General features: G+C 62.1%; 25 protein-coding genes. 16 read left to right on the top strand and 9 right to left on the bottom strand.

The window, feature by feature from the left end; genetic code table 11:
- Positions 1 to 25: 25 nt before the first annotated feature.
- Both J2Y68_RS08080 and J2Y68_RS08075 read left to right on the top strand, forming a co-directional pair.
- Positions 26 to 1,246, top strand: coding sequence for a pyridoxal phosphate-dependent aminotransferase (locus J2Y68_RS08080; protein ID WP_211711254.1), 1,221 nt, complete (start codon positions 26 to 28; stop codon positions 1,244 to 1,246).
- A 54-nt stretch (positions 1,247 to 1,300) separates the two neighbouring features.
- Positions 1,301 to 2,152, top strand: a complete 852-nt coding sequence (locus tag J2Y68_RS08075) for a polyphosphate kinase 2 family protein (RefSeq protein WP_309991978.1) — start codon at positions 1,301 to 1,303, stop codon at positions 2,150 to 2,152.
- Between the two features lie 15 nt (positions 2,153 to 2,167).
- Here J2Y68_RS08075 and J2Y68_RS08070 read toward each other — a convergent pair whose 3' ends face one another.
- Together J2Y68_RS08070 and xseA are read right to left on the bottom strand one after the other, a co-directional pair.
- Complete coding sequence (locus J2Y68_RS08070) at positions 2,168 to 2,425, bottom strand: exodeoxyribonuclease VII small subunit (protein WP_309991976.1); 258 nt, start codon at positions 2,423 to 2,425, stop codon at positions 2,168 to 2,170.
- A gap of 42 nt (positions 2,426 to 2,467) precedes the next feature.
- The gene (xseA, locus tag J2Y68_RS08065; protein ID WP_309991973.1) at positions 2,468 to 3,745 is read right to left on the bottom strand and encodes an exodeoxyribonuclease VII large subunit; all 1,278 of its coding nucleotides are present in this window, start codon (positions 3,743 to 3,745) and stop codon (positions 2,468 to 2,470) included.
- A gap of 216 nt (positions 3,746 to 3,961) precedes the next feature.
- On the opposite strand from xseA, the gene J2Y68_RS08060 reads away from it, so the two are divergent.
- Together J2Y68_RS08060 and J2Y68_RS08055 are read left to right on the top strand one after the other, a co-directional pair.
- A complete protein-coding gene (locus J2Y68_RS08060) occupies positions 3,962 to 4,825 on the top strand; it encodes a hypothetical protein (RefSeq protein ID WP_309991971.1) in 864 nt (287 codons plus the stop codon).
- A 24-nt stretch (positions 4,826 to 4,849) separates the two neighbouring features.
- The gene (locus tag J2Y68_RS08055) at positions 4,850 to 5,935 is read left to right on the top strand and encodes a 4-hydroxy-3-methylbut-2-enyl diphosphate reductase (protein WP_211711259.1); all 1,086 of its coding nucleotides are present in this window, start codon (positions 4,850 to 4,852) and stop codon (positions 5,933 to 5,935) included.
- A 75-nt stretch (positions 5,936 to 6,010) separates the two neighbouring features.
- Here J2Y68_RS08055 and J2Y68_RS08050 read toward each other — a convergent pair whose 3' ends face one another.
- Positions 6,011 to 7,240 (bottom strand): DNA recombination protein RmuC, encoded by a 1,230-nt coding sequence (locus tag J2Y68_RS08050; protein WP_309991968.1) that lies wholly within the window; start codon positions 7,238 to 7,240, stop codon positions 6,011 to 6,013.
- Positions 7,241 to 7,355: 115 nt separating this feature from the next.
- Here J2Y68_RS08050 and ychF point away from each other — a divergent pair, with 115 nt between their 5' ends.
- Positions 7,356 to 8,441: a redox-regulated ATPase YchF gene (ychF, locus tag J2Y68_RS08045; RefSeq protein WP_309991965.1), complete on the top strand. Its 1,086-nt coding sequence runs from the start codon at positions 7,356 to 7,358 to the stop codon at positions 8,439 to 8,441.
- A 121-nt stretch (positions 8,442 to 8,562) separates the two neighbouring features.
- Positions 8,563 to 9,075: a DUF1877 family protein gene (locus J2Y68_RS08040; protein ID WP_309991963.1), complete on the top strand. Its 513-nt coding sequence runs from the start codon at positions 8,563 to 8,565 to the stop codon at positions 9,073 to 9,075.
- Between the two features lie 49 nt (positions 9,076 to 9,124).
- Here J2Y68_RS08040 and J2Y68_RS08035 read toward each other — a convergent pair whose 3' ends face one another.
- Genes J2Y68_RS08035 through J2Y68_RS08025 form a run of 3 tightly spaced genes read right to left on the bottom strand, consistent with a single transcriptional unit; the run spans position 9,125 to position 11,160 of the window.
- Entirely contained in the window at positions 9,125 to 9,892 is a 768-nt protein-coding gene (locus tag J2Y68_RS08035; protein WP_309991961.1) for an SCO1664 family protein, read from the bottom strand.
- Positions 9,892 to 10,443 carry a DUF3090 domain-containing protein gene (locus tag J2Y68_RS08030; RefSeq protein WP_309991956.1) on the bottom strand — a complete coding sequence of 184 codons (552 nt, stop codon included), beginning with the start codon at positions 10,441 to 10,443 and terminating at the stop codon, positions 9,892 to 9,894. The genes J2Y68_RS08035 and J2Y68_RS08030 overlap by 1 nt, the downstream gene beginning before the upstream one ends.
- Positions 10,444 to 10,467: 24 nt before the next feature.
- Positions 10,468 to 11,160 (bottom strand): histidine phosphatase family protein, encoded by a 693-nt coding sequence (locus J2Y68_RS08025; protein WP_309991953.1) that lies wholly within the window; start codon positions 11,158 to 11,160, stop codon positions 10,468 to 10,470.
- A 305-nt stretch (positions 11,161 to 11,465) separates the two neighbouring features.
- Between J2Y68_RS08025 and J2Y68_RS08020 the strand changes: the two genes are divergently transcribed.
- From J2Y68_RS08020 to J2Y68_RS08005, 4 genes are all read left to right on the top strand, one after another.
- Positions 11,466 to 13,103, top strand: coding sequence for a peptide ABC transporter substrate-binding protein (locus J2Y68_RS08020; protein ID WP_309991950.1), 1,638 nt, complete (start codon positions 11,466 to 11,468; stop codon positions 13,101 to 13,103).
- A 210-nt stretch (positions 13,104 to 13,313) separates the two neighbouring features.
- Positions 13,314 to 14,243: an ABC transporter permease gene (locus tag J2Y68_RS08015; RefSeq protein ID WP_235516911.1), complete on the top strand. Its 930-nt coding sequence runs from the start codon at positions 13,314 to 13,316 to the stop codon at positions 14,241 to 14,243.
- On the top strand, positions 14,233 to 15,216 hold the full coding sequence (locus tag J2Y68_RS08010; RefSeq protein WP_309991947.1) for an ABC transporter permease: 984 nt from the start codon (positions 14,233 to 14,235) through the stop codon (positions 15,214 to 15,216). Before J2Y68_RS08015 ends, J2Y68_RS08010 begins: the two co-directional genes overlap by 11 nt.
- A gap of 11 nt (positions 15,217 to 15,227) precedes the next feature.
- Positions 15,228 to 16,943: an ABC transporter ATP-binding protein gene (locus tag J2Y68_RS08005; protein WP_309991944.1), complete on the top strand. Its 1,716-nt coding sequence runs from the start codon at positions 15,228 to 15,230 to the stop codon at positions 16,941 to 16,943.
- A 153-nt stretch (positions 16,944 to 17,096) separates the two neighbouring features.
- Here the strand turns inward: J2Y68_RS08005 and J2Y68_RS08000 are convergent, their stop codons facing one another.
- Positions 17,097 to 17,948: an SGNH/GDSL hydrolase family protein gene (locus J2Y68_RS08000; protein WP_309991941.1), complete on the bottom strand. Its 852-nt coding sequence runs from the start codon at positions 17,946 to 17,948 to the stop codon at positions 17,097 to 17,099.
- Positions 17,949 to 18,230: 282 nt separating this feature from the next.
- Here J2Y68_RS08000 and typA point away from each other — a divergent pair, with 282 nt between their 5' ends.
- Entirely contained in the window at positions 18,231 to 20,147 is a 1,917-nt protein-coding gene (gene typA, locus J2Y68_RS07995) for a translational GTPase TypA (RefSeq protein ID WP_141285905.1), read from the top strand.
- A gap of 33 nt (positions 20,148 to 20,180) precedes the next feature.
- Entirely contained in the window at positions 20,181 to 20,594 is a 414-nt protein-coding gene (locus J2Y68_RS07990; RefSeq protein ID WP_309991937.1) for a hypothetical protein, read from the top strand.
- On the opposite strand, the gene J2Y68_RS07985 is transcribed toward J2Y68_RS07990, so the two are convergent.
- Positions 20,530 to 20,778, bottom strand: a complete 249-nt coding sequence (locus tag J2Y68_RS07985) for a putative acetyltransferase (protein ID WP_309991935.1) — start codon at positions 20,776 to 20,778, stop codon at positions 20,530 to 20,532. The two genes, J2Y68_RS07990 and J2Y68_RS07985, sit on opposite strands and share 65 nt — an antisense overlap.
- Positions 20,779 to 20,913: 135 nt before the next feature.
- Between J2Y68_RS07985 and fdxA the strand changes: the two genes are divergently transcribed.
- The 3 genes from fdxA (at position 20,914) to J2Y68_RS07970 (ending at position 23,919) form a co-directional block, all read left to right on the top strand.
- Positions 20,914 to 21,240: a ferredoxin gene (fdxA, locus tag J2Y68_RS07980; RefSeq protein ID WP_211711286.1), complete on the top strand. Its 327-nt coding sequence runs from the start codon at positions 20,914 to 20,916 to the stop codon at positions 21,238 to 21,240.
- 14 nt (positions 21,241 to 21,254) lie between these two features.
- Complete coding sequence (dapC, locus tag J2Y68_RS07975) at positions 21,255 to 22,403, top strand: succinyldiaminopimelate transaminase (RefSeq protein ID WP_309991932.1); 1,149 nt, start codon at positions 21,255 to 21,257, stop codon at positions 22,401 to 22,403.
- A gap of 232 nt (positions 22,404 to 22,635) precedes the next feature.
- Positions 22,636 to 23,919 carry a citrate synthase gene (locus tag J2Y68_RS07970; RefSeq protein ID WP_024817462.1) on the top strand — a complete coding sequence of 428 codons (1,284 nt, stop codon included), beginning with the start codon at positions 22,636 to 22,638 and terminating at the stop codon, positions 23,917 to 23,919.
- Between the two features lie 147 nt (positions 23,920 to 24,066).
- Here the strand turns inward: J2Y68_RS07970 and galE are convergent, their stop codons facing one another.
- Positions 24,067 to 25,083, bottom strand: a complete 1,017-nt coding sequence (gene galE, locus J2Y68_RS07965; RefSeq protein ID WP_235516892.1) for a UDP-glucose 4-epimerase GalE — start codon at positions 25,081 to 25,083, stop codon at positions 24,067 to 24,069.
- An 80-nt stretch (positions 25,084 to 25,163) separates the two neighbouring features.
- Here galE and J2Y68_RS07960 point away from each other — a divergent pair, with 80 nt between their 5' ends.
- On the top strand, positions 25,164 to 25,790 hold the full coding sequence (locus J2Y68_RS07960) for a TetR/AcrR family transcriptional regulator (RefSeq protein ID WP_309991930.1): 627 nt from the start codon (positions 25,164 to 25,166) through the stop codon (positions 25,788 to 25,790).
- Positions 25,791 to 25,883 lie beyond the last annotated feature (93 nt).

The raw sequence follows: 25,883 nt of genomic DNA, 5'->3' as shown, positions 1-25,883 counted from the left end.
ATCACCCGTGTGGCATATTTGAGGGATGGCGAATTTCAAGCAGTCCACCAAGCTTCATAATGTCCTTTACGACATCCGTGGACCGATTCTTCAGGCCGCCCAACAGATGGAGGCGGAGGGTCACCGGATCCTCAAACTGAACATCGGAAACCCGGCTCCTTTCGGCTTTGAAGCGCCTGACGCCATTCTGGTGGACATGATCCGCCACTTGCCGAACGCCCAGGGCTACAGCGACTCACGCGGCATTTTCTCGGCCAGGACCGCAGTCTCGCAGTACTACCAGACCCGCGGGATCCAGAACATTCACGTCGACGATATCTACCTGGGCAACGGGGTCAGCGAACTGATCACCATGTCCCTCATGGCCCTCCTCGAAGACGGCGACGAAGTCCTGATCCCCACCCCGGACTACCCGTTGTGGACGGCTTCCGTGGCCTTGGCCGGCGGCCGTCCGGTTCACTACCTCTGCGACGAAGACTCCGGCTGGCAGCCCGACCTCGAGGACCTCGAAGCCAAGATCACGCCCCGGACCAAGGGCATCGTGGTCATCAATCCCAACAACCCCACCGGTGCCGTCTACCCCGAGGAAACCCTCAAGAAGATCGTAGCCTTGGCCGAAAAGCATGGGCTGGTTCTTTTCTCGGACGAAATCTACGAGAAAATCCTTTATGAGGACGCCGTCCACGTCAATCTTGCCGGACTGACCGGAGATGACGTCCTGTGCCTGACCTTCAGCGGGCTGTCCAAGGCCTATCGGGTGTGTGGATACCGCGCAGGCTGGATGGCTATTTCGGGGCCCAAGAAGGACGCTGCCGACTACCTTGAAGGCATCAACCTGTTGGCCAACATGCGCCTGTGTGCCAATGTCCCGGCACAACACGCCATCCAAACGGCTCTTGGCGGCTACCAGAGCATCAACGACCTCATCCTGCCTGGAGGCCGTCTGCTGGAACAGCGCAACAAAGCCTATGATCTCCTCAATGCCATTCCCGGGGTCAGCACGCAACAGGCCAGGGGCGCGCTCTATCTCTTCCCCAAACTGGACCCGGAGGTCTACCACATCCGGGATGACGAGAAGTTTGTCCTGGACCTCCTGAAGGAACAGAAGATCCTGGTCTCCCACGGACGCGCCTTCAACTGGGTACGTCCGGACCACTTCCGGATGGTCACGCTGCCCAACGTCAAGGACATCGAAGAAGCGATTGGCCGCATGGCGGACTTCCTGTCGAGGTACCCGGGCAACTAGCCTGAGGTCCATGGCCGCGCCACGGGGGCGCGGCCCGGCAGAAAGGCATGCCTGATGGCTGAAGTTGAGTTCGCCAAGAGTCCGGCCAGCGTTCTGAGGGTCGGGCCAGGGTTTTCGCTGGCGGAGGTGGATCCGGAATCCACCCCGGGCTACGACGGTGCGAAATCCGACGGCAAGTCGTTGCTCTCAGCCCAGGATTCACGGTTGGCGGAACTTCAGGAGAAGTTGTTCGCCGAGGGCAAGTTCGGCAGCACTAAGCGGCTCCTGCTGATTCTGCAGGCCATGGACACCGCGGGTAAAGGCGGAATCGTTGGCCACGTCGTAGCTGCCATGGACCCGCAAGGGGTGCAACTGGCCGCCTTCAAGGCGCCAACGGACGAGGAAAAGGCCCACGACTTCCTCTGGAGGATCGAGAAGCACGTTCCCGATGCCGGCATGGTGGGAGTTTTTGACCGATCGCACTACGAGGACGTCCTGATCCACCGCGTCCACGCGTGGGCCGACCCTGCCGAGTTGGAGCGCCGGTACGCGGCCATCAACGCTTTCGAGGCGGGCCTGGCGGAGCAGGGCACCACGATCGTCAAGGTCATGCTTAACATCAGCAAGCAGGAACAGAAGAAGCGCCTTATTGCCCGCTTGGACGATCCCAGCAAGCACTGGAAATACAGCCGCGGCGACCTCACGGAACGGGCTTATTGGGACGACTACATGGACGCGTACAACGTGGCCTTCCAGAAGACCTCGACGGACATTGCCCCGTGGCACGTCGTACCAGCCAACAAGAAGTGGTATGCCCGTATCGCGGTTCAGCAGTTGCTGTTGGATGCGCTCGAAGGGATGCAGCTGAACTGGCCAAAAGCCGACTTCGACGTCGCTGCTGAAAGGAAGCTCGTCGAGGAGTCCTGAGCCCCTGCTTGACCGCTAGTCGGCGGTGGCGGCAGCCCCGCCGTCGTTGCCTGCATCCCGTGCCGAGGCCAAGCGCTTGCGGGCACCCTCAAGCCAGGCCTCGCATCGCTTGGCCAAGGCCTCGCCGCGCTCCCAGAGCGCCAGCGATTCTTCGAGGCTCGCCCCGCCGGCTTCGAGGCGGCCAACAACGGCCACGAGCTGTTCCCGGGCTTCCTCATAGCTCAAGGCGTCCAGGGAATCAGGTGTTGGCGCCGCTGAATTGTTCTCGGTCATGGTGTCCTTTGATTGTGATGCTGACAAATGTTGGCTGCGGACTCAATGCTCCAAGAGCTGTCCTTGGCCGACGGAGACAGCCCTGAAGCGACCGTCGGCAACGCGGATCGCCAATTCCGCGCCCTCGGGTGCGTCCTCAGGGCTGCTGACCACCTGATGTCCAGCTCGGTCATCGCCAACGAGTTGGACAACGGCATAGCCCCGGTCCAGTGTTTTCTGCGGCGACAACGCCCTGACCTGTGCCCGCAGGTGGTGCACCTGGTCCAGTGCGCGCACAACGGCTGTGCTGACCGCCGAATGTGAGCGCAGTTGCAGGCGGTGAATGTCCTCGGCGCGCGCGTCCACCATGGACGCGGGGGATGCCAAGACCGGACGGGATCTCAAGGAGTGGAGTCGGTCAGTTTCGCGATCCACCATCCGGCCAATGCTCCGGCGAAGGTGGTCCCTGGCCTGGCGAACCATGGCCAGTTCCTCGGCGACGTCCGGGACGATCCGCTTTGCGGCATCGGTGGGGGTGGAGGCACGGAGATCGGCGACGTCGTCCAAAATGGGCCGGTCTGCCTCGTGGCCGATCGCACTGACAACAGGAGTGGTTGCTGCAGAGACAGCACGAATCAGGTCCTCGTTGCTGAAGGGGAGCAGATCCTCCAGTGCGCCGCCGCCACGGGCCAGGACAATGACGTCCACATGTGGATCTGCGTCCAGCTTCTTCAGGGCAGCAATGATCTGGGAGACCGCTGTGTTGCCTTGAACGGCCACCTCTCGGACATCGAACTCCACTGCAGGCCAGCGCAGGGCCGCGTTACGCAACACGTCCTTCTTGGCGTCCGAGTCACGGCCCGTGATGAGACCTATGCGGTGGGGGAGGAGGGGCAGCCTCCGTTTGCGCGAATCAGCGAACAGTCCTTCGGCGGCCAAAGCCTGGCGGAGCCGCTCGATGCGAGCCAGGAGATCGCCCAGGCCAACGGGCCGGATGTCCTTGACCGACATGTTCAGGCGTCCAGTCTTGACCCAGAAATCCGCTTTGACCAAGGCGACTACCCTCGACCCGCGCTCAAGCGGTACTTTTTGCCGGTCCAGGACGGTGGACCACACAGAGGCCGGCAGCGAAATCTCGGCGTCAACATCACGCAGCGTCAGGAACGCATTGCCACCCCTGCGGTTCAACTCGATGACCTGGCCCTCAATCCAGGCTGCCGGTGCCCTCTCAATGTGGGCCTTGAGCTTGCGCGAAAGCAGCTGCAAAGGCCAGGGATTATCCGGACTGGTCTCGGCAGCAGTCCCGGGGAGGGTGGACTCCGGAGTCGCTTCAGCGGGCATGGCAGGTCCGCGACTGGGCCGGAAGCCGTGGTTGTACCAGCATCATCACTATCCTCGCTCGAGTGCGGCAACTTGCTCGGGTGCGGCAACTTGCTCGGGCGCGGCAAGGAGTGCCGGGCCGCGTTCCAACTCTATCCATAGCTTTACCGGTGGCTCCGACATTTTTCGGATCATGTGGACAGACCTAGGATGGTGGCACTGGCCCCGACCCCGAGGATGACCTTGCGTACTTTCGTTTCAGCACTGGGAGTGATCCTCGCGCTCCTGCTCACCGCCGTCGCCGTTCCAGCCGCGTGGGTGGACCAGAACATTGTTCAGGAAGATGGCTTTACCCGCATTGCCGGTGGATTGGGCAGTGACCCCGATTTCCAGGCGCGTCTCGCTGATGCTGCCGTGGGCTCCTTCGAATCCTCAGTCAACCTCCCGGGTCCCATCAAATCCCTGGCAGCCGGGGTTCTTGAACAGGCGGCGTCCGGGATGCAGTCCTGGAGCGACTATCCGCAGGCTTGGGAAGAGACAGTAAGGAACAGCCACAAACTGAACTTCGGTGCGGCTGGGCAGCCGGAAGAATCCGGTGCTTCCACGGCCCTGGTCCTGGACATTGCGCCCCTGGTCAGGCTGATCCGTGACCACTTTGCCGAGGCCACGCGCGTCCGCGTGGATGTCCCCTCTGAAAGGCTGATTTCGTTGGGTGAGCCGTCCCACCGCCAACTGGTGGAACGGGTCGCGACCTTTGCCCCCTTGTGGTGGGTTGCCGCCCTGGGAGCTTTCGTTTCGGCGTTGCTGGCTTTGTTCGTGGCACGCAGGCGGCCGGTGGTCCTCGCGTTCCTCGGACTGGGTGGTTTGGCCGTGGCGGGTCTCTGGTGGGCTGGACTGAATGTCGCTGCAGGCGCGGTCGGTAACCGCTCCAACGGCAGCGAACTGGCGGGGCTGTTCGCCGGTAAGTTCCTGTCGGCAGTCCAGTCCGGTTTCGGTCCCTGGACAACGGTGACAGCCCTTGTCTCGGCGGCATTGTTGGTGATCGGCTTCGTCGTTTGGATCATTTCCGCGAGACGGCCATCACCTTATGCCCGGGGATAATCGCCTGACCGGTAACATTGTGGGATGACCTCCACAGCAATTTCCATTCCGATGCCCAGCGTGCCCCGGAGACGGCGATCGCCGGAAGAGGTACAAGCAGCGGCACCTGTCACGGGTCCCAAGAAGGTGCTGTTGGCAGCTCCCCGCGGTTATTGCGCCGGCGTGGACAGGGCTGTCATTGCCGTCGAAAAGGCACTGGAGCACTACGGTCCTCCCGTCTACGTTCGCAAGCAGATCGTCCATAACGTCCACGTGGTCAGCTCGCTTGAAGAACAAGGGGCCATCTTCGTTGAGGAAACGGACGAGGTTCCCGAAGGCGCACTGGTGATTTTCTCCGCCCACGGAGTTTCACCGGCAGTGGTCCAGTCGGCAGAGGACCGTGGCTTGCGCACCATTGACGCGACGTGCCCGCTGGTCACCAAAGTCCACCGCGAAGCCGTGCGCTTTGCCAAGGACGACTACGACATTCTTCTCATCGGTCACGAAGGCCACGAGGAAGTCGAGGGCACAGCCGGCGAGGCTCCCGAGCACATCCAAATCATCAACGGTCCGCACGAGGTGGACAAGGTCACAGTGCGCGATCCCGAGAAGACCATCTGGCTCTCGCAGACCACGTTGAGCGTAGATGAAACCATGGAGACCGTCCGCCTCCTGAAGGACCGTTTCCCGACGCTCCAGGATCCGCCCAGCGACGACATCTGCTATGCCACCACCAACCGTCAGGTGGCCATCAAGAAGATCGCGCCGCAGGCTGACTTGGTTATTGTGGTTGGTTCGGCTAACTCATCGAACTCGGTACGCCTGGTTGAAGTTGCCCTCGAGTACGGGGCCAAGAGCTCCTACCGCGTGGACTTCGCCAACGAGGTGGACGAAGCCTGGTTCGAAGGCGTCGCGACCGTCGGCGTAACCTCCGGTGCGTCCGTCCCCGAAGTTCTCGTCCAGGATGTCCTGCGCCTGCTGGCCGACTACGGCTATGGCGAAGTCCAGGAAGTGGTAACGGCGGAGGAAGATCTCCTCTTCTCGCTCCCCAAGGAGCTGCGGGCCACTTTGAAAAAGGCCGGCGACGTGACCCGGGCCCTGGGTGGCCGCGGGAACCGTCCTACGTCCTAGCAAGAGGCTGTTATGGATCTGGCCCGCAGCGGACGCCCTTCCTGATGGAAGTGGTCGCCACTGCGGGCCAGTTCGTTAAGCAGCAGACTCTTGGGGCTCCTCCGTAAGGAGTTCCGGGGCTGCCAATGCCCGGGGAACAGCTTCCACGGACATGGGGGCCGTGAGGCCTGCATCGTCCATGGTGTTCAACTTCCGTGCGGTCGGGAGCACCCGGGCTTCGAGGGTGCCCACCATGGCGTTGTAGCGGTCCACGGACGTCTTGAGGGAGCTTCCCAGCTTGCTGACGTTCTCTCCCAAGGTGCCCATGCGCTCGTAGAGCTGCTTGGCGAGCTCGAACAGCTCGTGCGCGCTGTCGGTGAGGACGTCCTGCCGCCACGTGAAGGCCACCGACTTGAGGACTGCCAACAACGTCCCGGGTGATGCCAGGACGACGTTCCTGGACAGTGCGTGTTCAAGCAGGCCGGGGTCGGCCTCAAGGGCAGAGGCAAGGATGGACTCGGCCGGGAGGAAGCAAATCACCAGTTCCGGTGAGTTCCCGGGGATGTCCCAGTACTTCTTTCCGGCCAAGGCGTCGATGTGCGCCTTCAAGGCTTTTGCGTGCTGGGCCAGGAGGGTCTTGGAATCGTGGGCGGAGGCTTGCGTTACCGATTCACCGAATGCCCCGTCTCCGTGGAGCTGTTCCTGTGCCGCGAGGTAGGAGGCCAGTGGGACCTTGGCGTCCACCACCAACTGCTTATCCCCGGGCAACTGGACCACAAGGTCGGGTCGCAATGTGTTCTCGGTGCGGCCCGAGTGGACCTGCTCATGGAAGTCCACGTGCCTGAGCATCCCGGAAGCTTCAACCACACGGCGAAGCTGCACTTCGCCCCACTGCCCGCGTGCGCTGTTGGAACGCAGGGCAGAGGCAAGGGCATGGGTTGACCGGAGCAACTGTTCGTCGGATGAACGGGCGTCCTGCAATTGCTGGGCGAGCTGTCCGTACTGCTCAACGCGGTCACGTTCGAGCAGCGAAACCTGCTGCTGCACCGCGGTCAACTTTTCCGCCACGGGCGCCAGGGCGCGCAGGACACTTCCGTCAGAATTCCTTGCTGCGCTCAGCTCGCGGTTCTGTGTAAACAAAAGCCGCCGCTCGGCGTCGGCTGCTGCGAGCTGCGCCGTCACCTCCGAAAGGCGCGACGATACGGCGTCGAAGTCCTCCTCCAAGCCGGCGCCCCGGCGTCGGAAGACGACGTATCCAGCAGCCAGGCCCACGGCCGCGCCGATCAGCAACATGAGCAGTGCCAAAACCAATCCAAATCCATCCATGTGGCAACCCTGTCACAGGGGTACGACAGTTTTAGTGAGGTTGTGGCCGTGGGGGTCGCCACAGCGTTGGGCCGAACAAGCATGGACCAGGTATCAACGGGTAGAATCAATGCTCGTGGCTCTTACTATTGGCATCGTCGGACTGCCCAACGTCGGCAAATCAACCCTTTTCAACGCACTGACCCGTAACCAGGTGCTCGCCGCGAACTATCCGTTCGCGACCATCGAGCCGAACGTCGGCGTGGTCAACCTGCCGGATCCGCGCCTGGCCAAGCTGGCCGAGATCTTCGGTTCCCAGAAGCTGCTGCCCGCGCCGGTGTCTTTCGTGGACATTGCAGGTATCGTCAAGGGCGCCTCCGAGGGCGAAGGCCTGGGCAACAAGTTCCTGGCTAACATCCGCGAGGCCGAAGCCATAGCGCAGGTAGTCCGTGTGTTCGATGACCCGGATGTCATCCACGTGGACGGCAAGGTTGATCCGCGCTCCGATATGGAAACCATCAACACCGAGCTGATCCTGGCTGACCTCCAGACCATCGAAAACGCGATCCCGCGCATCGAAAAAGAAGTCAAGATCAAGAAGCGCGAAGCTGCCGAGCTGGCTGCCATCAAGGCTGCCCAGGCTGTGCTGGAGCGCGGCGACACGATCTTCTCCTCCATCAAGAGCGACAAACTGGAGATGGAGCACCTCAAGGAGCTCGGACTTCTTACGGCCAAGCCCTTCATCTACGTTTTCAATGCCGATGAAGGCATCCTGGGCGACCCCGCCAAGCAGGAAGAACTCCGTGCCCTCGTTGCCCCGGCCGACGCGGTCTTCCTGGACGCCAAGCTGGAATCAGACCTCGTTGAACTGGACGAGGAAGAAGCCCGCGAAATGCTGGAAATGAACGGTCAGAGTGAGTCTGGCCTGGACCAGCTGGCACGCGTTGGATTCCACACTCTCGGCCTTCAGACCTACCTGACTGCCGGCCCGAAGGAAACCCGTGCATGGACCATCCGCCAGGGCGACACCGCTCCGCAGGCCGCCGGCGTCATCCACTCCGACTTCCAGCGCGGCTTCATCAAGGCCGAAGTTGTCTCCTTCGACGACCTCATCGACGCCGGCTCCATGGCTGAGGCAAAGTCCCGCGGCAAGGTTCGTATTGAAGGCAAAGAATACGTGATGGCCGACGGCGACGTGGTGGAGTTCCGCTTCAACGTCTAGCAGTTCGGGCCAGTTCGCTGCCGTCAGAGCGGAGATTGAGATCCTGTCAGGCAGCCACTCGTTTTCCACATAGGGCAGTTTTGTGGGCTGGGCAGCACGCTGTCCGGCCCAGACTGTCTTTATGGGAATCAGGTATTACGCTTATGCATTCGACAGCGATCAGACCGGGAAAGCACTGGCTGACCCGAAGTCAATGATTGGATCCGATCCCCTCTCGGACGCGTGGGGAGTCGAGCCAGGCTCCATGATGGGCATCGTGGGCTCCGTGCCGGCGCTTCCAGAACGTGACTTCCTGTACCTTGATAAGGCCTGGAGATTCCTGCAGCGGGCGACCGCTCCCCGACGTTCAGACGCAACGCCGAGGGTGGCATATCAGATGTTTGAGGGGCAAGTGGATTTCGACGACGATGGCTGTTCTTGGCGACCGTGGGTGCGCGCACTTCCGCCTGACGCTGTCGCGGCGGTCGCTCGGGATCTTGAACACATAAGTGACGGCGACATCATAGCCAGCCTCTCGCCCGGCACTTCACTGGATGCCGATGCGGCCTATGCCGCCGAGTACTTGCATCGTGCCAGCCGGTTTGCTGCCGCTGTGGCTGCCGATGGGCGCGGACTCGCGTACATAATCGGTTGACGGCCGGGCGGCAGCAGCGGATTGGCTTTGATAGTGCTTGAGTTCACACCTAGAACAACGGCCAGGGTACCGCCGAGGCTCGTCCGCTGGGCGCGGGGAATTGCCCATCAGAGCGCAAGCGGTCGCAGCGCAGAGCAAGTGCTTCGACTTCTTCGGCGCTGAGCAGCCCCGCCAGTTGTTGACCCAGCTCGCCCTGGAGGCCGTCGCGGACACGATCCAGTCCGGCGAGTTCATCTGTGTTCAGGGCGTCCCCGATCCATCCCCACAGCACCGTACGCAGCTTATGGTCCTGGTGAAAGGTGAGCCCATGGTCTACGCCGTGCCGGTGTCCGTCAGCCATGGCAAGAATGTGGTCACCTTTGCGGTCGGCGTTGTTCACCACGACGTCGAACACCGCTGTGCGCCTGAGGGCCAGCGTATCTTCGTGGACCAGCGCAACGGTGCGTCCGTTCTCGTCCTGGCCTTCGAGAACACGCTTCCAACCCGTCTCCGGCACTGAATCCGCAGCCACCAGATCCACGGCGTTTTGGGCCGGGTCCTGGTCCTGCCACAGCTGCACCATTCCTTCTCCCAGTGGGCCATCGCGCAGCCACGTGCGAGGAACGACGCCCCACCCGAAGGTCTCCGAGACCAGATAGGCGGCCACCTCACGATGCGCCAGGGTACCGCTGGGAAAATCCCAGAGCGGGCTCTCACCGGCCTTGGGCTTGTAGACCACCACGAGTTCGCCGATGGTGCCAAGGAAGGTGGCGTTGGATGCCGTCGTGATGCGTCCGGTGAGGGTGAGCTCCGCGGTCAGCAGGTCCGGCGTCGGCATCAGAACCCGGGGGAGGGGCAGACGTGACCTTCGGCATCCATCGGGTTGCCGCACAGCGGGCACAGCGGACGGCCAGCACCCACGACTTCCCGGGTGCGTTTGGCGAAAGCACGGGCGGTGCCTACCGGCATTCGCACCAGCAGCATTTCGCCGTCAGTGGCATCGTCCACGTCCAGTGCCTCATCGTCCTCATCATCAAGCTCGGAGATGGGGTAGGCCTCTATGACGACTTGGGCCGTTGTTGGGTCCCAACCAAGGCTGATGGCTCCGGTACGGAACTGCTCCTCAACGGCCTCCAACGGGTCATTGTCGACAAGCTCAATGGGAGTGCCCGTGGGAACGCTGAAGGGGTTGCCTCCGACCGTGATGAGCTGGTCGAGAACCTCGTCGATCTTCTCGGCCAGGAGAGCCGACTGTTGTTTTTCCAGGGCGATACTGACGATCTGCTTCCCTGCGCGCACCTGCAGGTAGAACGTGCGCGCTCCCGGAAGACCGATCGTGCCAATCACCACCCGATCGGGCCAGGCAAACTCGTGAACACGTGTAGGCATGTCAATATTCTAGGCAGAGGACGCTCACGGCGTCGTATGCCCTGCGCCGCCGCCAACCGGAGCGTCGCCGGAAGGCACAGCCTTGGAGAGCCAGGACAGATCGCCGGCCACAGTGTTGGTCGCGACGACGGTAGGCCGAGGGGAGCCGTAGCGGACAATCGATACCGAGGCGGGGTCAACGCTGAGGCGCTGGAAGAGGTCAAGGTGCATTCCCAGCGCATCGGCGAGGATGGATTTGATGACGTCGCCATGGCTGACCGCCACCCATACGGACTCCGGACCGTGTTCGGCTTCGAAAGCTGCATCGTGGCGCCTGATGGCTGCTACTGAGCGGGCCTGCATGGCGGCCATCGACTCGCCGCCGGGAAAGACGGCTGCGGATGGTTGGGATTGTACGACTTGCCACAGGTCCTCGCCCGCAAGCTCACTGAGCTTGCGTCCCTGCCACTGGCCGTAATCACACTCGGTGAGCGCAGGTTCGATCGGGGAGTAGGGCGAGCCGTCCTGGCGGTCAAGGATGAGCTGGGCGGTCTCCTGGCAACGCTCAAGAGGGCTCGACACCACCCCGACCAATGACACCGGCGCAAGCCGGTCTCCGGTGACGGCTGCCTGGTCGCGGCCGATCTGGTCGAGGCTGACGCCCGGGGCCCGGCCAGCCAGGAGTCCGGAGGCATTGGCTGTGGTGCGTCCGTGCCGCACGAGGATAACTGTCGCCATCCACCCAGCCTAACTACATGCCCGACGGCGGCCCGACGGCGCCCCGACGCAGGCGAAAAAGGTTCCTGTCCTGCTGTCAGACAGCGAATGCTACCACCGAGTAGCGTTTGACTTGAAATTCCCGGCGTTTTAGGCATCTAGAGGTTGCGGAACGGTTACAGTTTGGCCAGCATGTTCCAACATCCGGACGCAATGTGGGTAGGCTTACACTCACATGTAGGCAACGTCACAGTAGGAAACTGTGCCTGTGCCTGGGGGGAATCACGAATTTCCCCTGCTCAACTCCCCGACTCATAGGAGGCGGAATGCGTTTCTCGCGCACTTCCAAAGCTCTAGGCGTAGCGGCGATCATCGCCCTCGCTGCCACCGGTTGCGGTGGCGGCGGTAGCAACAACTCCGGTTCATCCGCGGGCGACCCCAACAAGGTCATCATTGCTGACGGCTCTGAGCCGCAGCGCCCGCTCATGCCGGCCGACATCAACGAGGTTGGCGGTGGCAAGATTGCCACGCTGATCTTCTCTGGCCTCGTCAGCTACGACCCGTCCGGTAAACCTGTCAACGAGCTGGCGGAGTCCATTGAGGCGCCCGACGCCAAGAACTTCACCATCAAGCTGAAGAAGGACCAGAAGTTCACCAACGGCGAGGCCATCACGGCCAAGACGTTCGTTGACTCGTGGAACTTCGGTGCAGCAGCAAAGAACGCACAGCTCAGCGCCACCTTCTTTGAGAGCATCAAGGGCTACGACGAGACCAGCGCCGAAGGCTCCACTGTGGAGACCATGTCCGGCCTGAAGGTCGTGGACGACACCACGTTCACCGTCGAGCTCAAGCAGCCCGAGTCTGACTGGCCGCTGCGTCTGGGCTACACGGCCTTCATGCCCGTGCCGGCAGCAGCTCTTGCAGATCCCAAGACCTACGGCGAGAAGCCTGTAGGCAATGGCCCGTACAAGATGGCGGAAAACGGCTGGCAGCACAACGTGCAGATCCAGTTGGTCCCCAACGCTGACTACAACGGTCCCCGCAAGGCCAAGAACGGCGGCGTGACGTTCAAGATCTTCCAGAACGACGACGCTGCATACCAGGACCTGCTGTCCAACAACCTGGACATCCTGCAGGTCATCCCCACCAGCGCACTGAAGAACTTCAAGACCGACCTCGGCGATCGCTTCATTGAGAAGCCGTACGCCGGCAACCAGACCATCGCCATCCCGGAATACCTGCCGGAATGGAGTGGCGAAGCCGGCAAGCTGCGCCGCCAGGCCATCTCCATGGCCATCAACCGCGATGAGATCACCAAGGTCATCTTCAGCGGCGGACGCCAGCCGGCCAAGGACTTCACTGCTCCCGTCCTGGACGGCTACAGCGACAGCATCCCCGGTTCTGACAACCTGAAGTTCGACGCCGCCAAGGCCAAGGACCTCTGGGCCAAGGCAGATGCCATCCAGAAGTGGGATCCGAACACCGTCTTCACCGTTGCCTACAACGCTGACAAGGGCGGCCACAAGGCTTGGGTTGAGGCAATGACCAACCAGCTCAAGAACAACCTCGGCATCAAGGCCGAAGGCCTTCCGTTCGCCACCTTCAAGGAAGCCCGCGATCTCGCGACCTCGGCCAAGCTGACCGGTTCGATCCGTGCCGGCTGGCAGGCAGACTACCCGTCGCTGTACAACTTCCTCGGACCGATCTACAAGACCGGTGCAGGATCCAACGATGCCCGCTACGCGAACCCGGAGTTCGACAAGGCTATCTCTGATGGCCTGTCCGCCCCGAGTGTTTCCGACGGCAACAAGGCAATGAACAAGGCGCAGGAAATCCTTTTGAAGGACCTGCCTGCCATCCCGCTGTGGTACCAGGTAGCACAGGGTGGCTGGAGCACCGGCGTCTCGAATGTTGACTACGGCTGGGACGGCGTCCCGCTCTACTACAACATCACCGGCAAGTAAGCGCGATTCGGCGGCGGAAGTGCTCAACTGAGCACCTCCGCCGCCTTATCTCGTTGCAAATCAATGACGCCCAACCCTGGTTGGGCGTCCTTGTGCAGGCCTACACTGCCTTGGCATGGAACGTTTGCACATCAGACGAAAAGGTTCTTTGATGAACAACTCCGCTGCACCCCAGCCCCGGGTGCCTGCTGATCGGGGTGTGGTGAGCTGATGGCCACCTATATCCTTAAACGATTCCTCCAGTTGATTCCCGTTTTCCTGGGAGCGACACTGCTGGTCTACTTCCTGGTCTTCAGCCTTCCTGGCGACCCCATTGCTGCACTGTTCGGTGATAAACCCGTCAACGAGGCAGTCGCGGCCAAGCTGAGGGCCCAGTACAACCTGGACCAGCCCTTCATTGTCCAATACCTGCTCTACCTCAAGAGCATCTTCACGTTCGACCTCGGCCAGGACTTCTCCGGTCGGCCGATCGCAGCGGTGCTTGGCGAGGTCTTCCCTGTCACAGCACGGCTCGCCGTCATGGCCCTGATTTTTGAAGCTGTCTTCGGCATCGCCTTCGGCTTGGTCGCGGGTCTTCGCAAGGGCAAGCTTTTCGACGGCACCGTGTTGATCGCATCCCTGATTGTCATTGGTATCCCGATCTTCGTGCTCGGCTTCATCCTGCAGTTCTTCATTGGTGTGCAACTGGGGTGGGCCAAACCCACGGTCAGCGCGGCGGCTACGGTTCAAGACCTGATCCTGCCCGCCATCGTTCTGGGCTTGGCCTCATTCGCTTACGTTCTGCGGCTCACCCGCACCAGCGTCATCGAGAACATGAACGCCGACTACGTCCGGACCGCGACGGCCAAGGGTCTGTCCCGCTTCCGTGTCATCAATGTGCACATTCTCCGCAACTCGCTCATCCCAGTCGTGACCTTCCTGGGAGCCGACCTTGGCACACTGATGGGTGGAGCAATCGTTACCGAAGGCATCTTCAACGTCCCTGGTGTGGGTAACCGGTTGTATCGTGCCGTCCTGTCAGGTGAGGGCCCAACCGTGGTCTCCATCGTCACAGTGTTGGTGTTGATCTACTGTCTCTCCAACCTGCTCGTTGACCTTCTGTATGCCTGGCTTGATCCGAGGATCCGTTATGACTCCTGAAAATAACCTGACCGGGCAGGACACCGCCCCGCGCCACATTGAACACTTCGTTGCTGATCTTGAAGAAACGCCTCTCCAGGCGACGGACAAGGTCAAGGAAGACTCCGCGCCTTCGAGCCTCTGGGGCGAAGCATGGAAGAACCTGCGCAAGCAACCGCTGTTCATCATCTCGGCCATCATGATCCTCGCCGTCGTGGTTGTGTCGCTGTTCCCGGGCTTGTTCTCGCAGATCGATCCCACCTCCGAGGCCTGCCAGCTGTCCAACTCCGATGGCGGACCCGCTGCCGGACACCCACTGGGGTTTACCCAGCAGGGCTGTGACGTTTATGCCCGCGTCATCTTCGGCACCCGTTCGTCTGTGACGGTCGGCTTGTTCACCACCATCGGCGTCGTTCTTTTTGGCGGCATCATTGGTGCATTGGCCGGCTACTACGGTGGCTGGGCTGATGCCCTGTTGGCGCGCCTCACGGACATCTTCTTTGCCCTGCCGCTCATCCTCGGCGCCATTGTCATGATGCAGCTGCCCGTGTTCCGTGCGAACCGCACTGTTTGGACCCTGGTACTGATATTGATCGTCTTCGGCTGGCCCCAGATTGCCCGCATTACCCGTGGCGCCGTGATCGAAGTCAGGAATGCCGACTTTGTGGTTGCTGCCCGCTCGCTGGGTGTCTCCAAGTTCCGTTCGTTGTTGCGCCACGTGCTCCCCAACTCGTTGGCTCCGATCATCGTGGTTGCAACCATCTCGCTGGGCACGTTCATCGTGGCCGAATCCACGTTGTCCTTCCTCGGCATTGGGCTCCCACCGAGCGTCATGTCGTGGGGCAATGACATCCAGGCTGCGCAGGCTTCGTTGCGTTCAAACCCGATGCCCTTGCTCTACCCGGCTATTGCCCTGTCGATTACAGTCTTGAGCTTCATCATGCTCGGCGATGCCCTGCGTGATGCACTCGACCCCAAAGCGCGTAAGCGATGAAAGGCGAAGCCATGAACTCTTCAGTTCACGTCAAGGAAGAAGTCGCTGGCTCCGAGCGTCCCCTGCTGGAGATCAAAAACCTCGCGATCAACTTCGCCACCAGCAATGGTGAGGTCAACGCCGTCAGGAATGCGCACCTTACGGTGATGCCCGGTGAGACGGTGGCCATCGTGGGCGAGTCGGGTTCCGGCAAGTCGACGTCGGCCCTCGCTGCCATCGGTCTGCTGCCCGGGAACGGCCGGGTAGCCGGCGGCGAGATCCTGTTCGACGGGGAAGACATCGCCCACGCCAGCGAGAAGCGGATGATCGAACTCCGCGGCAACTCCATTGGGATGGTGCCGCAGGACCCGATGTCCAACCTCAACCCGGTGTGGAAGATCGGCTTCCAGGTCAAGGAAACCTTGAAAGCCAACGGTCTTCCGTCCGGCCCCGAGGACGTTGCCAAGGTCTTGTCCGAGGCTGGCCTTCCCGACGCTGCACGCCGCGCCAAGCAATACCCGCACGAGTTCTCAGGCGGCATGCGCCAGCGTGCGCTGATCGCTATCGGTCTTTCCTGCCAGCCCCGCCTGCTGATCGCGGACGAGCCGACGTCGGCCCTTGACGTTACGGTCCAGCGCCAGATTCTGGATCACCTGGACAAGATGACGTCTGAGTTGGGTACGGCTGTCCTTCTCATCACCCACGACCTCGGCCTGGCAGCCGAGCGGGCGGACAAAGTGGTGGTCATGTACAAAGGCCAGGTGGTGGAATCCGGTCCGTCGCTGGAACTGCTCCGTAATCCGAGGCACCCGTACACGAAGCGCTTGGTTGCTTCCGCACCGTCGCTTGCGTCCAGGCGTATTCAGGTTGCCAAGGAGCAAGGCATCGAATCGGAAGAGCTGCTGGCTCCTTCCGAGCCGGTAGCGGTGGAGAAAGCACTTCCCGAGGAAGTATTGAGGGTTGAAAACCTGACCAAGGTCTTCAAGCTCCGTGGAGGCATTGGCAAGACCACTGATTTCACGGCAGTGGACTCTGTTTCGTTCGCCGTTAAGCGTGGTACCACCACGGCCATTGTGGGGGAGTCCGGCTCGGGCAAGTCCACTGTGGCTCAAATGGTCCTGAACCTGCTGGAACCGACGTCCGGAAAGATTATTTTCGACGGCGTCGACACCTCCACGCTGAACAGCCGGGACTTGTTCAAGTTCCGCCGTCGGGTGCAGCCCATCTTCCAGGATCCCTACGGCTCTCTCGATCCGATGTACAACATCTTCCGGACCATCGAAGAGCCGCTGCGGACCCACAAGATTGGCACCAAGGCCAGCCGTGAGAAGAAGGTACGCGAGCTGCTGGACCAGGTGGCCTTGCCGCAGTCGACCATGCGCCGCTACCCAAATGAACTCTCGGGTGGTCAGCGCCAGCGTATTGCGATTGCGCGTGCACTGGCCTTGGACCCGGAAGTGATCATCTGCGATGAGGCCGTCTCGGCTTTGGACGTCCTGGTCCAGGCACAGGTGCTGAACCTGTTGGCAGAACTGCAGGACAACCTTGGCTTAACGTACTTGTTCATCACGCATGACCTTGCTGTGGTCCGGCAGATCGCCGACCATGTCTGCGTCATGGAGAAGGGCAAGCTCGTGGAAACCGGAAGCACGGACGACGTCTTCGATAACCCGCGGCAGGCCTACACCCGGGCGCTCCTGGATGCCATCCCCGGTGGTTCCCTGCTTTTGCCGCCTGAGGTGGCCTGACCCGGCGTCGGACTCCAACAAATCCGCAAATAGTAAGAGCCGGTGGTTCCCCTCGATGGGAACCACCGGCTCTTGCCGTTAAAGCTGCTTGTGGGGCCCGCTCCGCGGGCTAAAGCCAGACCTTGGGGCGTAGGGCAGGCCCCGCAACGCGACCTACTGCGCCGGTGTCGCAGCTTCACTGTCAGGACGCGCCGTGAGGCCCAACGCGGTGAGTTCGTGGGCCAGGACTGCCCCCAGCTTCGCGTGCCCTGAGGGTTTCAGGTGGACGCCATCCTGGAGATCTCCCACGGCGTTGTATCGGGTGAGCCAGTCGCCGACGCTGACGAACGGAATGCCGTGCTTTGCCGCGATCCTGCCCACGAGCGCGTCCACCTCGGTGCGTCGGGCGCCGCCGTTGCTGGCGCCGCGGGCCAGGGTACCGATCATGGCGAGCTTGGAGCCCGGGTAGCGCTTGGTCAGTGCCGCCAGAAGCCGCTCCGCATTGCTGGTGATCTGGGCATCGGTGGCCCGCTGGGTGGCATCGTTGCCGCCACCCTCAACGACGATGAGGGGAGGCTCGCCATAGGGGAGCACCCAGTCGCCACGCTGAAGCGCGTCAATGTAGTTGCCCGTCTTGCCGTTGGTGGCAACAAAACCTGTCCCGCCCATGCCCACTACGTGCAGCTTGTATCCCAGGGCGGCAATGCCCTGCTGCGGCCAGGAGTCTTTGGGCATTGCCTGAGAATCGCCGATCAATACTGCGGTGTGGCGGACGTCGGCCAGTACCAGTTCATTGCGGTTGTTCGCCGGGTTCTTGTACAGCGAACCCACGGGCAGGTTCAACGCGGTGGGGGAGGGCGCCGAGCGGAGGGGTTTTTCCGCGGCGGACGTCTGGGCCGGCCCGGGCGCGGCTGAGCGCGTTGGGACGGGTTCTAGGGGTGTTTGGTTCTGTCCGCATCCCACCAGGAGAACGCCGACGGCGATCAATGGTGCGAGCATGCGGAACGTTGCCGGGGCTTTGCGCATCGTTGGTCTCCGTGTGGCACTGGTTCTGCTGCAATCATGGGGCACGAAAGCCGGAAAATCCAGCAAATGGACGTGCGGTTACTGAACGGTGATGTGCTGTGAGCGACGCCACATCCCGACCGCCGATGGCTTGCTTTTTAGGCGCATAAATGCTTCTGCGTTTAGACTTGCTTTAGGTGCCCTGTCTCCCGGGGTCTTTTCGCTGTGTGTTCCGATCAAGTCGATCAGGTATGCGCGCGGATACAAACAGCTGACTTCACCACTGAAACGAGTCATTAACGCATGTCTGAAACCATCACCAACACTGCGTCGCGGAGCGATCTGCGCAACGTCGCGATCGTCGCACACGTTGACCACGGCAAGACCACCCTGGTCGACGCCATGCTCAAGCAGACCAACTCCTTCGCTTCCCATGGTGAGGTTGAGGACCGTGTCATGGACTCCGGTGACCTGGAGCGCGAAAAGGGCATCACCATCCTCGCGAAGAACACCACGGTCGCCTACAACGGCCCGTCGTCCAATGGCGAGACCATCACCATCAACGTCATCGACACCCCCGGCCACGCCGACTTCGGTGGCGAGGTTGAGCGCGGTTTGTCCATGGTTGACGGCGTCGTCCTGCTGGTCGACTCCTCTGAGGGCCCCCTGCCCCAGACCCGCTTCGTGCTCCGCAAGGCCCTTGCCGCACACCTGCCGGTCATCCTCCTGGTCAACAAGACCGATCGCCCCGACGCCCGCATCGACGAGGTTGTCCACGAGTCCATGGACCTTCTCCTGGGCCTCGCCTCCGACCTCGCCGACGAAGTTCCTGACCTGGACCTCGACAAAGTCCTCGAAGTTCCCGTCGTTTACGCCGCCGCCAAGGTTGGCCGCGCATCCCTGGACCAGCCCGCAAACGGCTCGGCACCGGAGAACGAGGACCTCGAGCCCCTCTTCAAGACCATCATTGAGCACATCCCGGCTCCGACGTACAACCCGGACGGCGTGCTGCAGGCACACGTGACCAACCTGGACGCCTCGCCGTTCCTTGGCCGCCTCGCCCTGCTCCGCATCTACAACGGAACCCTCCGCAAGGGCCAGACCGTTGCTTGGGCCCGCGCCAACGGTGAGCTCAAGAACGTCAAGATCACCGAATTGCTGGCCACCAAGGCACTGACCCGCGTTCCCGCCGAATCCGCGGGCCCGGGCGAAATCGTTGCTGTTGCCGGCATCGAGGAAATCACCATTGGTGAAACCCTCACGGATGCCGAGAACCCGCAGCCGCTGCCGCTGATCACCGTGGATGATCCCGCGATCTCCATGACGATCGGTATCAACACCTCGCCGTTGGCCGGCAAGGTCAAGGGTGCCAAGGTGACGGCACGCCAGGTGAAGGATCGCCTGGACAAGGAACTGATCGGTAACGTCTCCATCAAGGTCCTCCCCACCGAGCGTCCTGACGCCTGGGAAGTCCAGGGCCGTGGCGAGCTCGCGCTGGCCATCCTGGTTGAGCAGATGCGTCGTGAAGGCTTTGAGCTGACCGTGGGCAAGCCGCAGGTTGTCACCAAGACCATCGACGGCAAGCTGCACGAGCCGATGGAACACATGACCATCGACGTGCCTGAGGAATACCTTGGCGCCGTCACGCAGCTCATGGCTGCCCGCAAGGGCCGCATGACCAACATGGCCAACCACGGCACCGGCTGGTGCCGCATGGAGTTCATCGTCCCTGCCCGTGGCCTCATCGGCTTCCGTACCCGGTTCCTGACGGACACCCGTGGCGCCGGTATTGCTGCTTCTATCTCCGAGGGCTACGAGCCGTGGGCCGGACCGATCGAATACCGCACCAACGGTTCCATGATCGCCGACCGCGCTGGTGTTGTTACGCCGTTCGCCATGATCAACCTGCAGGAGCGCGGTTCCTTCTTCGTAAAGCCCACTTCTGAGGTTTACGAAGGCATGATCGTCGGCGAGAACTCCCGCGCTGATGACATGGACGTCAACATCACCAAGGAAAAGAAGCTCACCAACATGCGTGCCGCTTCCTCGGACACCTTCGAAAACCTGACGCCGCCGCGCGATCTCACCCTCGAAGAGTCCCTCGAATTCGCCCGCGAAGACGAGTGTGTCGAGGTAACCCCGGAGGCCATCCGCATCCGTAAGGTCATTCTGGACTCCAACGAGCGCGCCAAGGCCAACCGCGCCCGCGCCAAGTCCTAGCCTGCACTGACTGAAACAGTCAGGAACAGCTGAATGAAGAGAGGAGCCGCCGGTACGGTTCGTGGCATTGCCGCGGCTGTGCCGGCGGCTCTTTTCGTTGCCGCCGCAGGAACCGCCCTGCACCGCCAAACAGTGCCGTTGGCCGGCGTCGAGGTCGCCTGGGGAGTCGCTGCGGCTTTGTTGCTTCTGGCGTCCGTCCAGCTGTGGCTGGGGGCGTGGGCACGCTCAATAGCTCCGACGGCGGTAGCCGGCGTGGTGAGCTATGCCGCCGTCGGTGTTGTGTCGTCTGCGGGCCCCGCCAAGCAACTGGTGCTGGGCGACGCCGTCGGCAATGTGTGGGTCTTTGGCATAGGCGCAGTGACAATGATCATGCTCGTGGTTGTCAGCCGCCTGCGCTTCGGGAAGCCCGGCGCGGCGGTGGTGGCGGAACCTCTTTCGCGGCGATAACCATGGCCAGGGGAATGTCGACGTCGGACGTCCGGGTCCGCACGGTGCAGCTGCTGTCGCTGCTCCGCAGCAGGTAGCCCAGCGCGTCCGTTAAGCCCTCGTCGATCCTGTAGCGCACCACGACCCGGATTCCCGGCTCGGCGCTGCGAAGGAACTGTCCGGGTGGCAAATGCGGGGAAGTCACGGATTCATACTAAGACGCGGGCTAGGTTGGCGTTGGCGCACTGTTGGATAATAGGCTCGGAAGTTGAGTGCCCGGCATGATGCCGGCAGTATTACCCCGGCCATCGCCGGGACAAACCGTGGAGAGGTCTGGGACGTGACGTACGTAATCGCGCAGCCGTGTGTGGATGTCAAGGACAAGGCATGTATTGAGGAATGCCCTGTCGACTGCATTTACGAAGGTGAGCGTTCCCTCTATATCCACCCCGATGAATGCGTCGACTGTGGCGCCTGTGAACCTGTGTGCCCTGTTGAGGCCATCTACTACGAGGATGACACTCCCGAAGAGTGGGCCGACTACTACAAGGCCAATGTCGAGTTCTTTGACGACCTCGGTTCGCCGGGTGGAGCTGCGAAGGTGGGTAACACGGGCAAGGACCACCCCTTCATTGCCGCACTGCCCCCGCAGAACCAAGACCACTAAGGGCGGTAGTTTCGTTGATTTCCGCGGCGCCGGCTTTCGGCCTGAACCTGCCTGACTACCCGTGGGAGGCCATGGCGCCCTACGTTGCTACAGCATCCAAGCACCCGGGTGGCGTAGTGAATCTTTCCATCGGCACGCCGGTGGATCCCACTCCCGGATTGATTCGCGAGGCCTTGGCCAATGCGTCAGACGCGCACGGCTACCCGACCGTCCACGGCACTGAGGCATTGCGTCAAGCTGTGGTGGACTGGTTTGCAAGCAGGCGCGGCGTGCCGGGGCTGGACCCCAAGGATGTCATGCCCACAGTTGGGTCGAAGGAGTTGGTGGCCTGGCTGCCGTTCCTCCTCGGACTGAGCGCGGGCGATGTTGTGGTGCGCCCCACGGTTGCCTACCCGACGTATGACATCGGCGCCTCGCTGGCAGGAGCCACGGCTGTCGCTGCGGACGACCTCGATGCATTGGATCCTGCCACCCGCGCGAAGGTCCGGCTGATCTGGATCAACTCGCCGGGTAATCCCACCGGAAGCGTCCGCGACGTCGAGTCGCTGCGCCGGATCGTGGCCCAGGCCCGCGAAATCGGCGCGGTGGTGGCTTCGGATGAATGCTATGCCGAGCTCGGTTGGGGCGAATGGGATGCCCAGCGCGGCGGAGAAGCTGTGCCCAGCATCCTGGATCCCCGCGTTTCGGGCGGTTCCACGGACGGTTTGCTCAGTGTGTATTCGCTGAGCAAGCAGTCGAACCTCGCGGGGTACCGTGCAGCCTTTGTCGCCGGTGACTCCGCTATCATGGCCAACCTGGTAAACAGCCGGAAGCATGCCGGAATGATCGTTCCGTACCCCGTCCAGGAAGCCATGCGTGTGGCACTGGGTGATGCCAGCCATGTCCTCGCCCAAAAGGACCTGTACCGCGGCCGTCGCGAACGGCTGGTCCCGGCGCTGGAAAAGTTCGGGCTGGAGATCCAGGAATCCAAGGCCGGACTGTACCTCTGGTCCACGGCGGGCGAACCTACATGGGATACCGTGGCGCGGTTCGCGGAGCTGGGAATCGTGGTGGGACCGGGAGTTTTCTACGGAGAAGCAGGAAACGGCTTCATCCGTGTTGCGCTCACGGGCAGTGACGAGCGGATCGATGCCGCCGTTGAGCGCTTGGGTACAGGCGCATAACAAAGCTGTGACTTGCGCCACTTATGGCGCTATTCCGCCAGTAACCGGACGGCACGGATTAGTTCCGCAGGGTTACTGGCGGTAGCTTTTTAACTGACTATCAATGGTGGCCTTCTCTAAGAAAGCACTTCGGCCGTTGGAGCCCTGCAACAGTAGGGCCGAAGGCGGCGACACCAGAAGTTGGTTGGACAAGCGTTCGATAGAGGCCCAAAGGCCTCATGAAGGGGACTCCATGACTGAGACCACCAGCGCGACACTGCGCCATGCCGGCGGCGAACTCGAACTGCCGCGCATCAAGGTTGTAGAAGGAAACGAAGGCTACGACGTTTCCAAGCTGCTGAAGCAGACGGGCGCCGTCGCCTATGACCCCGGCTTCATGAACACAGCGGCCACCACCTCGGCCATTACCTACATCGACGGCGACGCAGGCATCCTGCGTTACCGCGGTTACCCGATTGAGCAGCTCGCGCAGCACTCGAGCTTCCTCGAAGTTTCCTACCTGCTGATCTACGGGAACCTCCCCACTCCCACGGAGCTGGAAGAGTTCGACCAGAAGATCCGCCGCCACACGCTCCTGCACGAAGAGCTCAAGGGCTTCTTCGGCGGGTTCCCGCGCGACGCCCACCCCATGCCGGTGCTTTCCTCGGCCGTTTCCGCGCTGTCCACGTTCTACCAGGACTCGCTGGATCCCTTTAACGCGGAGCACGTGGAAGTTTCCACCATCCGCCTCATGGCCAAGCTCCCGGTCATCGCCGCTTACGCGCACAAGAAGTCCATCGGCCAGCCGATGCTCTACCCGGACAACTCCATGAACCTGGTGGAGAACTTCCTGCGCCTGAGCTTCGGCCTCCCGGCTGAGCAGTATGAGATGGACCCGGTTGTGGTCAAGGCACTGGACCTCCTGCTCATCCTGCACGCGGACCACGAGCAGAACTGTTCCACCTCCACCGTTCGCCTGGTGGGTTCGTCCAACGCGAACCTCTTCGCTTCGGTGTCCGCAGGCATCAACGCCCTCTTCGGCCCTGCCCACGGTGGCGCCAACGAGGCCGTGCTGAAGATGCTCCGCCAGATCCAGGCCGACGGCATCAAGCCGGAGGATTACATGGAGAAGGTCAAGAACAAGGAAGACGGCGTCCGCCTCATGGGCTTCGGACACCGCGTCTACAAGAACTACGATCCCCGCGCCAAGATCATTAAGGCAACGGCCCACGAAGTTCTCGGCAAGCTCGGCGGAAACGACGAACTGTTGGACATCGCGATGCGCCTCGAAGAGAAGGCCCTGGCTGACGATTACTTCATCCAGCGCAAGCTCTACCCGAACGTCGACTTCTACACCGGCCTCATCTACAAGGCCATGGGCTTCCCGGAGAAGATGTTCACCGTGCTCTTCGCCATTGGCCGCCTCCCGGGCTGGATTGCCCAGTGGCGCGAAATGATCAACGACCCCCAGACCAAGATCGGCCGTCCGCGGCAGCTCTACACCGGGGAACCGGAACGCAACTACCCGGCCAACTGATACGGCAACAGGTCAATAACGACGGCGGCCGTCCCACCTCACGCGAGGTGGGACGGCCGCCGTCGTTGTTCCCCCCAAAAAGCAACGCGGGGTCACTTGTGGCCCCTTGGGGACCCCAACATCGGCCATAAGTGACCCCGCGTTGCTTTAGGAGGCGTTGTACCCGTAGGGGTTGTTCTTCTGCCAGCGCCAGTGGTCCTCGCACATCTGGTCCACGGTTTTGGTGGTGGACCAGCCGAGGTCGGCCAGGGCGGAGGAAGCGTCGGCCCAGAATGCGGGGAGGTCGCCTGCGCGGCGGCCAGTGATCTCGTAGGGAATCGGCTGGCCGACGGCCTTCTCGAAGGAGCGCAGGACTTCAAGGACGGAGGAGCCGCGGCCCGAGCCGAGGTTCCAGCGGCGAACGCCTGCACGTTCGGCAATGTAATTCAGGGCTGCCACGTGGCCGTCCGCGAGGTCCACCACGTGGATGTAATCGCGCTGTGCGGTGCCGTCAGGGGTGTCGTAGTCTCCGCCGAACACCATGAGCTTCTCCCGGCGTCCCACGGCCACCTGTGCGATGAACGGCACGAGGTTGTTGGGAATGCCTTGGGGGTCCTCGCCGATGCGGCCCGACGGGTGGGCGCCCACGGGGTTGAAATAGCGCAGCAGTGCGATATGCCAGCGGTCATCCGCGTTGCCCAGGTCCGAGAGGATGTCCTCGATCTGTTCCTTGGTGCGACCGTAAGGGTTGTTGGCGCCGATTTCCATCTTCTCGATGTAGGGGATCGGGTTGTGCTCGCCGTATACGGTTGCGGAGGAGCTGAAGACGATCGAGCGGACGTCGTGCTTGTCCATGGCCCGGAGCAGGTTCAGCGTGCCCACAATGTTGTTGTAGTAATAGGCCAGTGGCTCCTGAACCGACTCGCCCACTGCCTTCAGCCCGGCGAAGTGGATCACGGCGTCGATCTGGTGCTGGTCGAAAACGGCTTCGACGGCGGGCTCGTCCACCAGGTCAACCTTGTGGAAAGCGGCACTCTTGCCGGTCAGCTCCGAGACCCGGCGGAGGGATTCCTCGCTGGAATTCACCAGGTTATCCAGTACGACGACGTCGTGGCCGGCTTCCTGAAGGGACAAAACGGTGTGCGAACCGATGTAGCCGGTGCCACCCGTGACAAGAATTTTCATGGTCCCTACGCTATCGGAAATCGAAGCCACGCCGCTCAGTGTTGAGCGCTGTGGAAGCACGTTCGTGCTAAAAACAATTAGTGCCCAAAATTGTTGATGCCGAAGCCCGGCGCCAGGAAGTTGTCCAAGCTGTTTTCCGGATCATTGCCAGTGATGGCTTGGAACGGGCATCCCTGAGGGAAGTAGCAGATGAGGCCGGGCTGGCAGTGGGCTCGGTACGCCACTACTTCGCCAGCAGCGACGAACTCCTGGCCTTCTCTTTCGGCGCGGTGATTGACCGTATTGCCGGCAGGCTCGAGGCCGCGCTCAGCGGCGTCGAAGCGGAGCCCCCCGGCAGCAAGGAACAGCATGCGGCCGTCCTGAACCTGCTCGGCCAATTCCTTCCCCTGGACGAAGAACTGGCGGTGGATGCCTGCGTCTGGATGGCCTTCCGCCACGCTGCACGCATCAAACCGGTACTGGCCGCAGAAGCCGAGCGGAGCCACCGTGCCGTAGCCGCCGTCGTCGGGCGTCTCATCATGCTTCTGAGCCCCGGGGAAGCCGAGGCCCATCAAACACTCGTGGCGGAAGCCGAGAGGCTCCTGGCCACCCTTGACGGGCTGTGCATGCACGCGTTGCTCCAGCCCGAGTGGATGACCGCTGAGATGTGCAGCGACGTCCTCGCCGCCCACCTGCGTTCCCTGGAGGCGTTGCCGGCGGCGCATTAGCGGTTACCGCAGGCCTGCCAAGCAGTGGGTCCGGGCCTCTACCGCCGGGGGCCAACGGGAATAGACTGGGACATGTCGGGGACCTGCCAAAGG

The sequence above is a fragment of the Paenarthrobacter nitroguajacolicus genome, from assembly GCF_031455195.1.
Classification (GTDB): domain Bacteria; phylum Actinomycetota; class Actinomycetes; order Actinomycetales; family Micrococcaceae; genus Arthrobacter; species Arthrobacter nitroguajacolicus_D.
This window is presented reverse-complemented; position numbering and strand designations above follow the sequence as displayed.

Coding starts and splice junctions, on each gene's coding strand:
- J2Y68_RS08050 (WP_309991968.1), bottom strand. CDS start 7,240: ATGGATGGATTTGGATTGGTTTTGGCACTGCTCATGTTGCTGATCGGC.
- galE (WP_235516892.1), bottom strand. CDS start 25,083: ATGAAAATTCTTGTCACGGGTGGCACCGGCTACATCGGTTCGCACACC.
- J2Y68_RS08060 (WP_309991971.1), top strand. CDS start 3,962: ATGACCTTGCGTACTTTCGTTTCAGCACTGGGAGTGATCCTCGCGCTC.
- J2Y68_RS08055 (WP_211711259.1), top strand. CDS start 4,850: ATGACCTCCACAGCAATTTCCATTCCGATGCCCAGCGTGCCCCGGAGA.
- J2Y68_RS08035 (WP_309991961.1), bottom strand. CDS start 9,892: ATGCCGACGCCGGACCTGCTGACCGCGGAGCTCACCCTCACCGGACGC.
- J2Y68_RS08075 (WP_309991978.1), top strand. CDS start 1,301: ATGGCTGAAGTTGAGTTCGCCAAGAGTCCGGCCAGCGTTCTGAGGGTC.
- typA (WP_141285905.1), top strand. CDS start 18,231: ATGTCTGAAACCATCACCAACACTGCGTCGCGGAGCGATCTGCGCAAC.
- J2Y68_RS08020 (WP_309991950.1), top strand. CDS start 11,466: ATGCGTTTCTCGCGCACTTCCAAAGCTCTAGGCGTAGCGGCGATCATC.
- J2Y68_RS08080 (WP_211711254.1), top strand. CDS start 26: ATGGCGAATTTCAAGCAGTCCACCAAGCTTCATAATGTCCTTTACGAC.
- J2Y68_RS08010 (WP_309991947.1), top strand. CDS start 14,233: ATGACTCCTGAAAATAACCTGACCGGGCAGGACACCGCCCCGCGCCAC.
- J2Y68_RS08025 (WP_309991953.1), bottom strand. CDS start 11,160: ATGGCGACAGTTATCCTCGTGCGGCACGGACGCACCACAGCCAATGCC.
- J2Y68_RS08070 (WP_309991976.1), bottom strand. CDS start 2,425: ATGACCGAGAACAATTCAGCGGCGCCAACACCTGATTCCCTGGACGCC.
- J2Y68_RS08030 (WP_309991956.1), bottom strand. CDS start 10,443: ATGCCTACACGTGTTCACGAGTTTGCCTGGCCCGATCGGGTGGTGATT.
- J2Y68_RS08015 (WP_235516911.1), top strand. CDS start 13,314: ATGGCCACCTATATCCTTAAACGATTCCTCCAGTTGATTCCCGTTTTC.
- J2Y68_RS08000 (WP_309991941.1), bottom strand. CDS start 17,948: ATGCGCAAAGCCCCGGCAACGTTCCGCATGCTCGCACCATTGATCGCC.
- J2Y68_RS07970 (WP_024817462.1), top strand. CDS start 22,636: ATGACTGAGACCACCAGCGCGACACTGCGCCATGCCGGCGGCGAACTC.
- J2Y68_RS08005 (WP_309991944.1), top strand. CDS start 15,228: ATGAACTCTTCAGTTCACGTCAAGGAAGAAGTCGCTGGCTCCGAGCGT.
- J2Y68_RS07990 (WP_309991937.1), top strand. CDS start 20,181: ATGAAGAGAGGAGCCGCCGGTACGGTTCGTGGCATTGCCGCGGCTGTG.
- J2Y68_RS08040 (WP_309991963.1), top strand. CDS start 8,563: ATGGGAATCAGGTATTACGCTTATGCATTCGACAGCGATCAGACCGGG.
- xseA (WP_309991973.1), bottom strand. CDS start 3,745: ATGCCCGCTGAAGCGACTCCGGAGTCCACCCTCCCCGGGACTGCTGCC.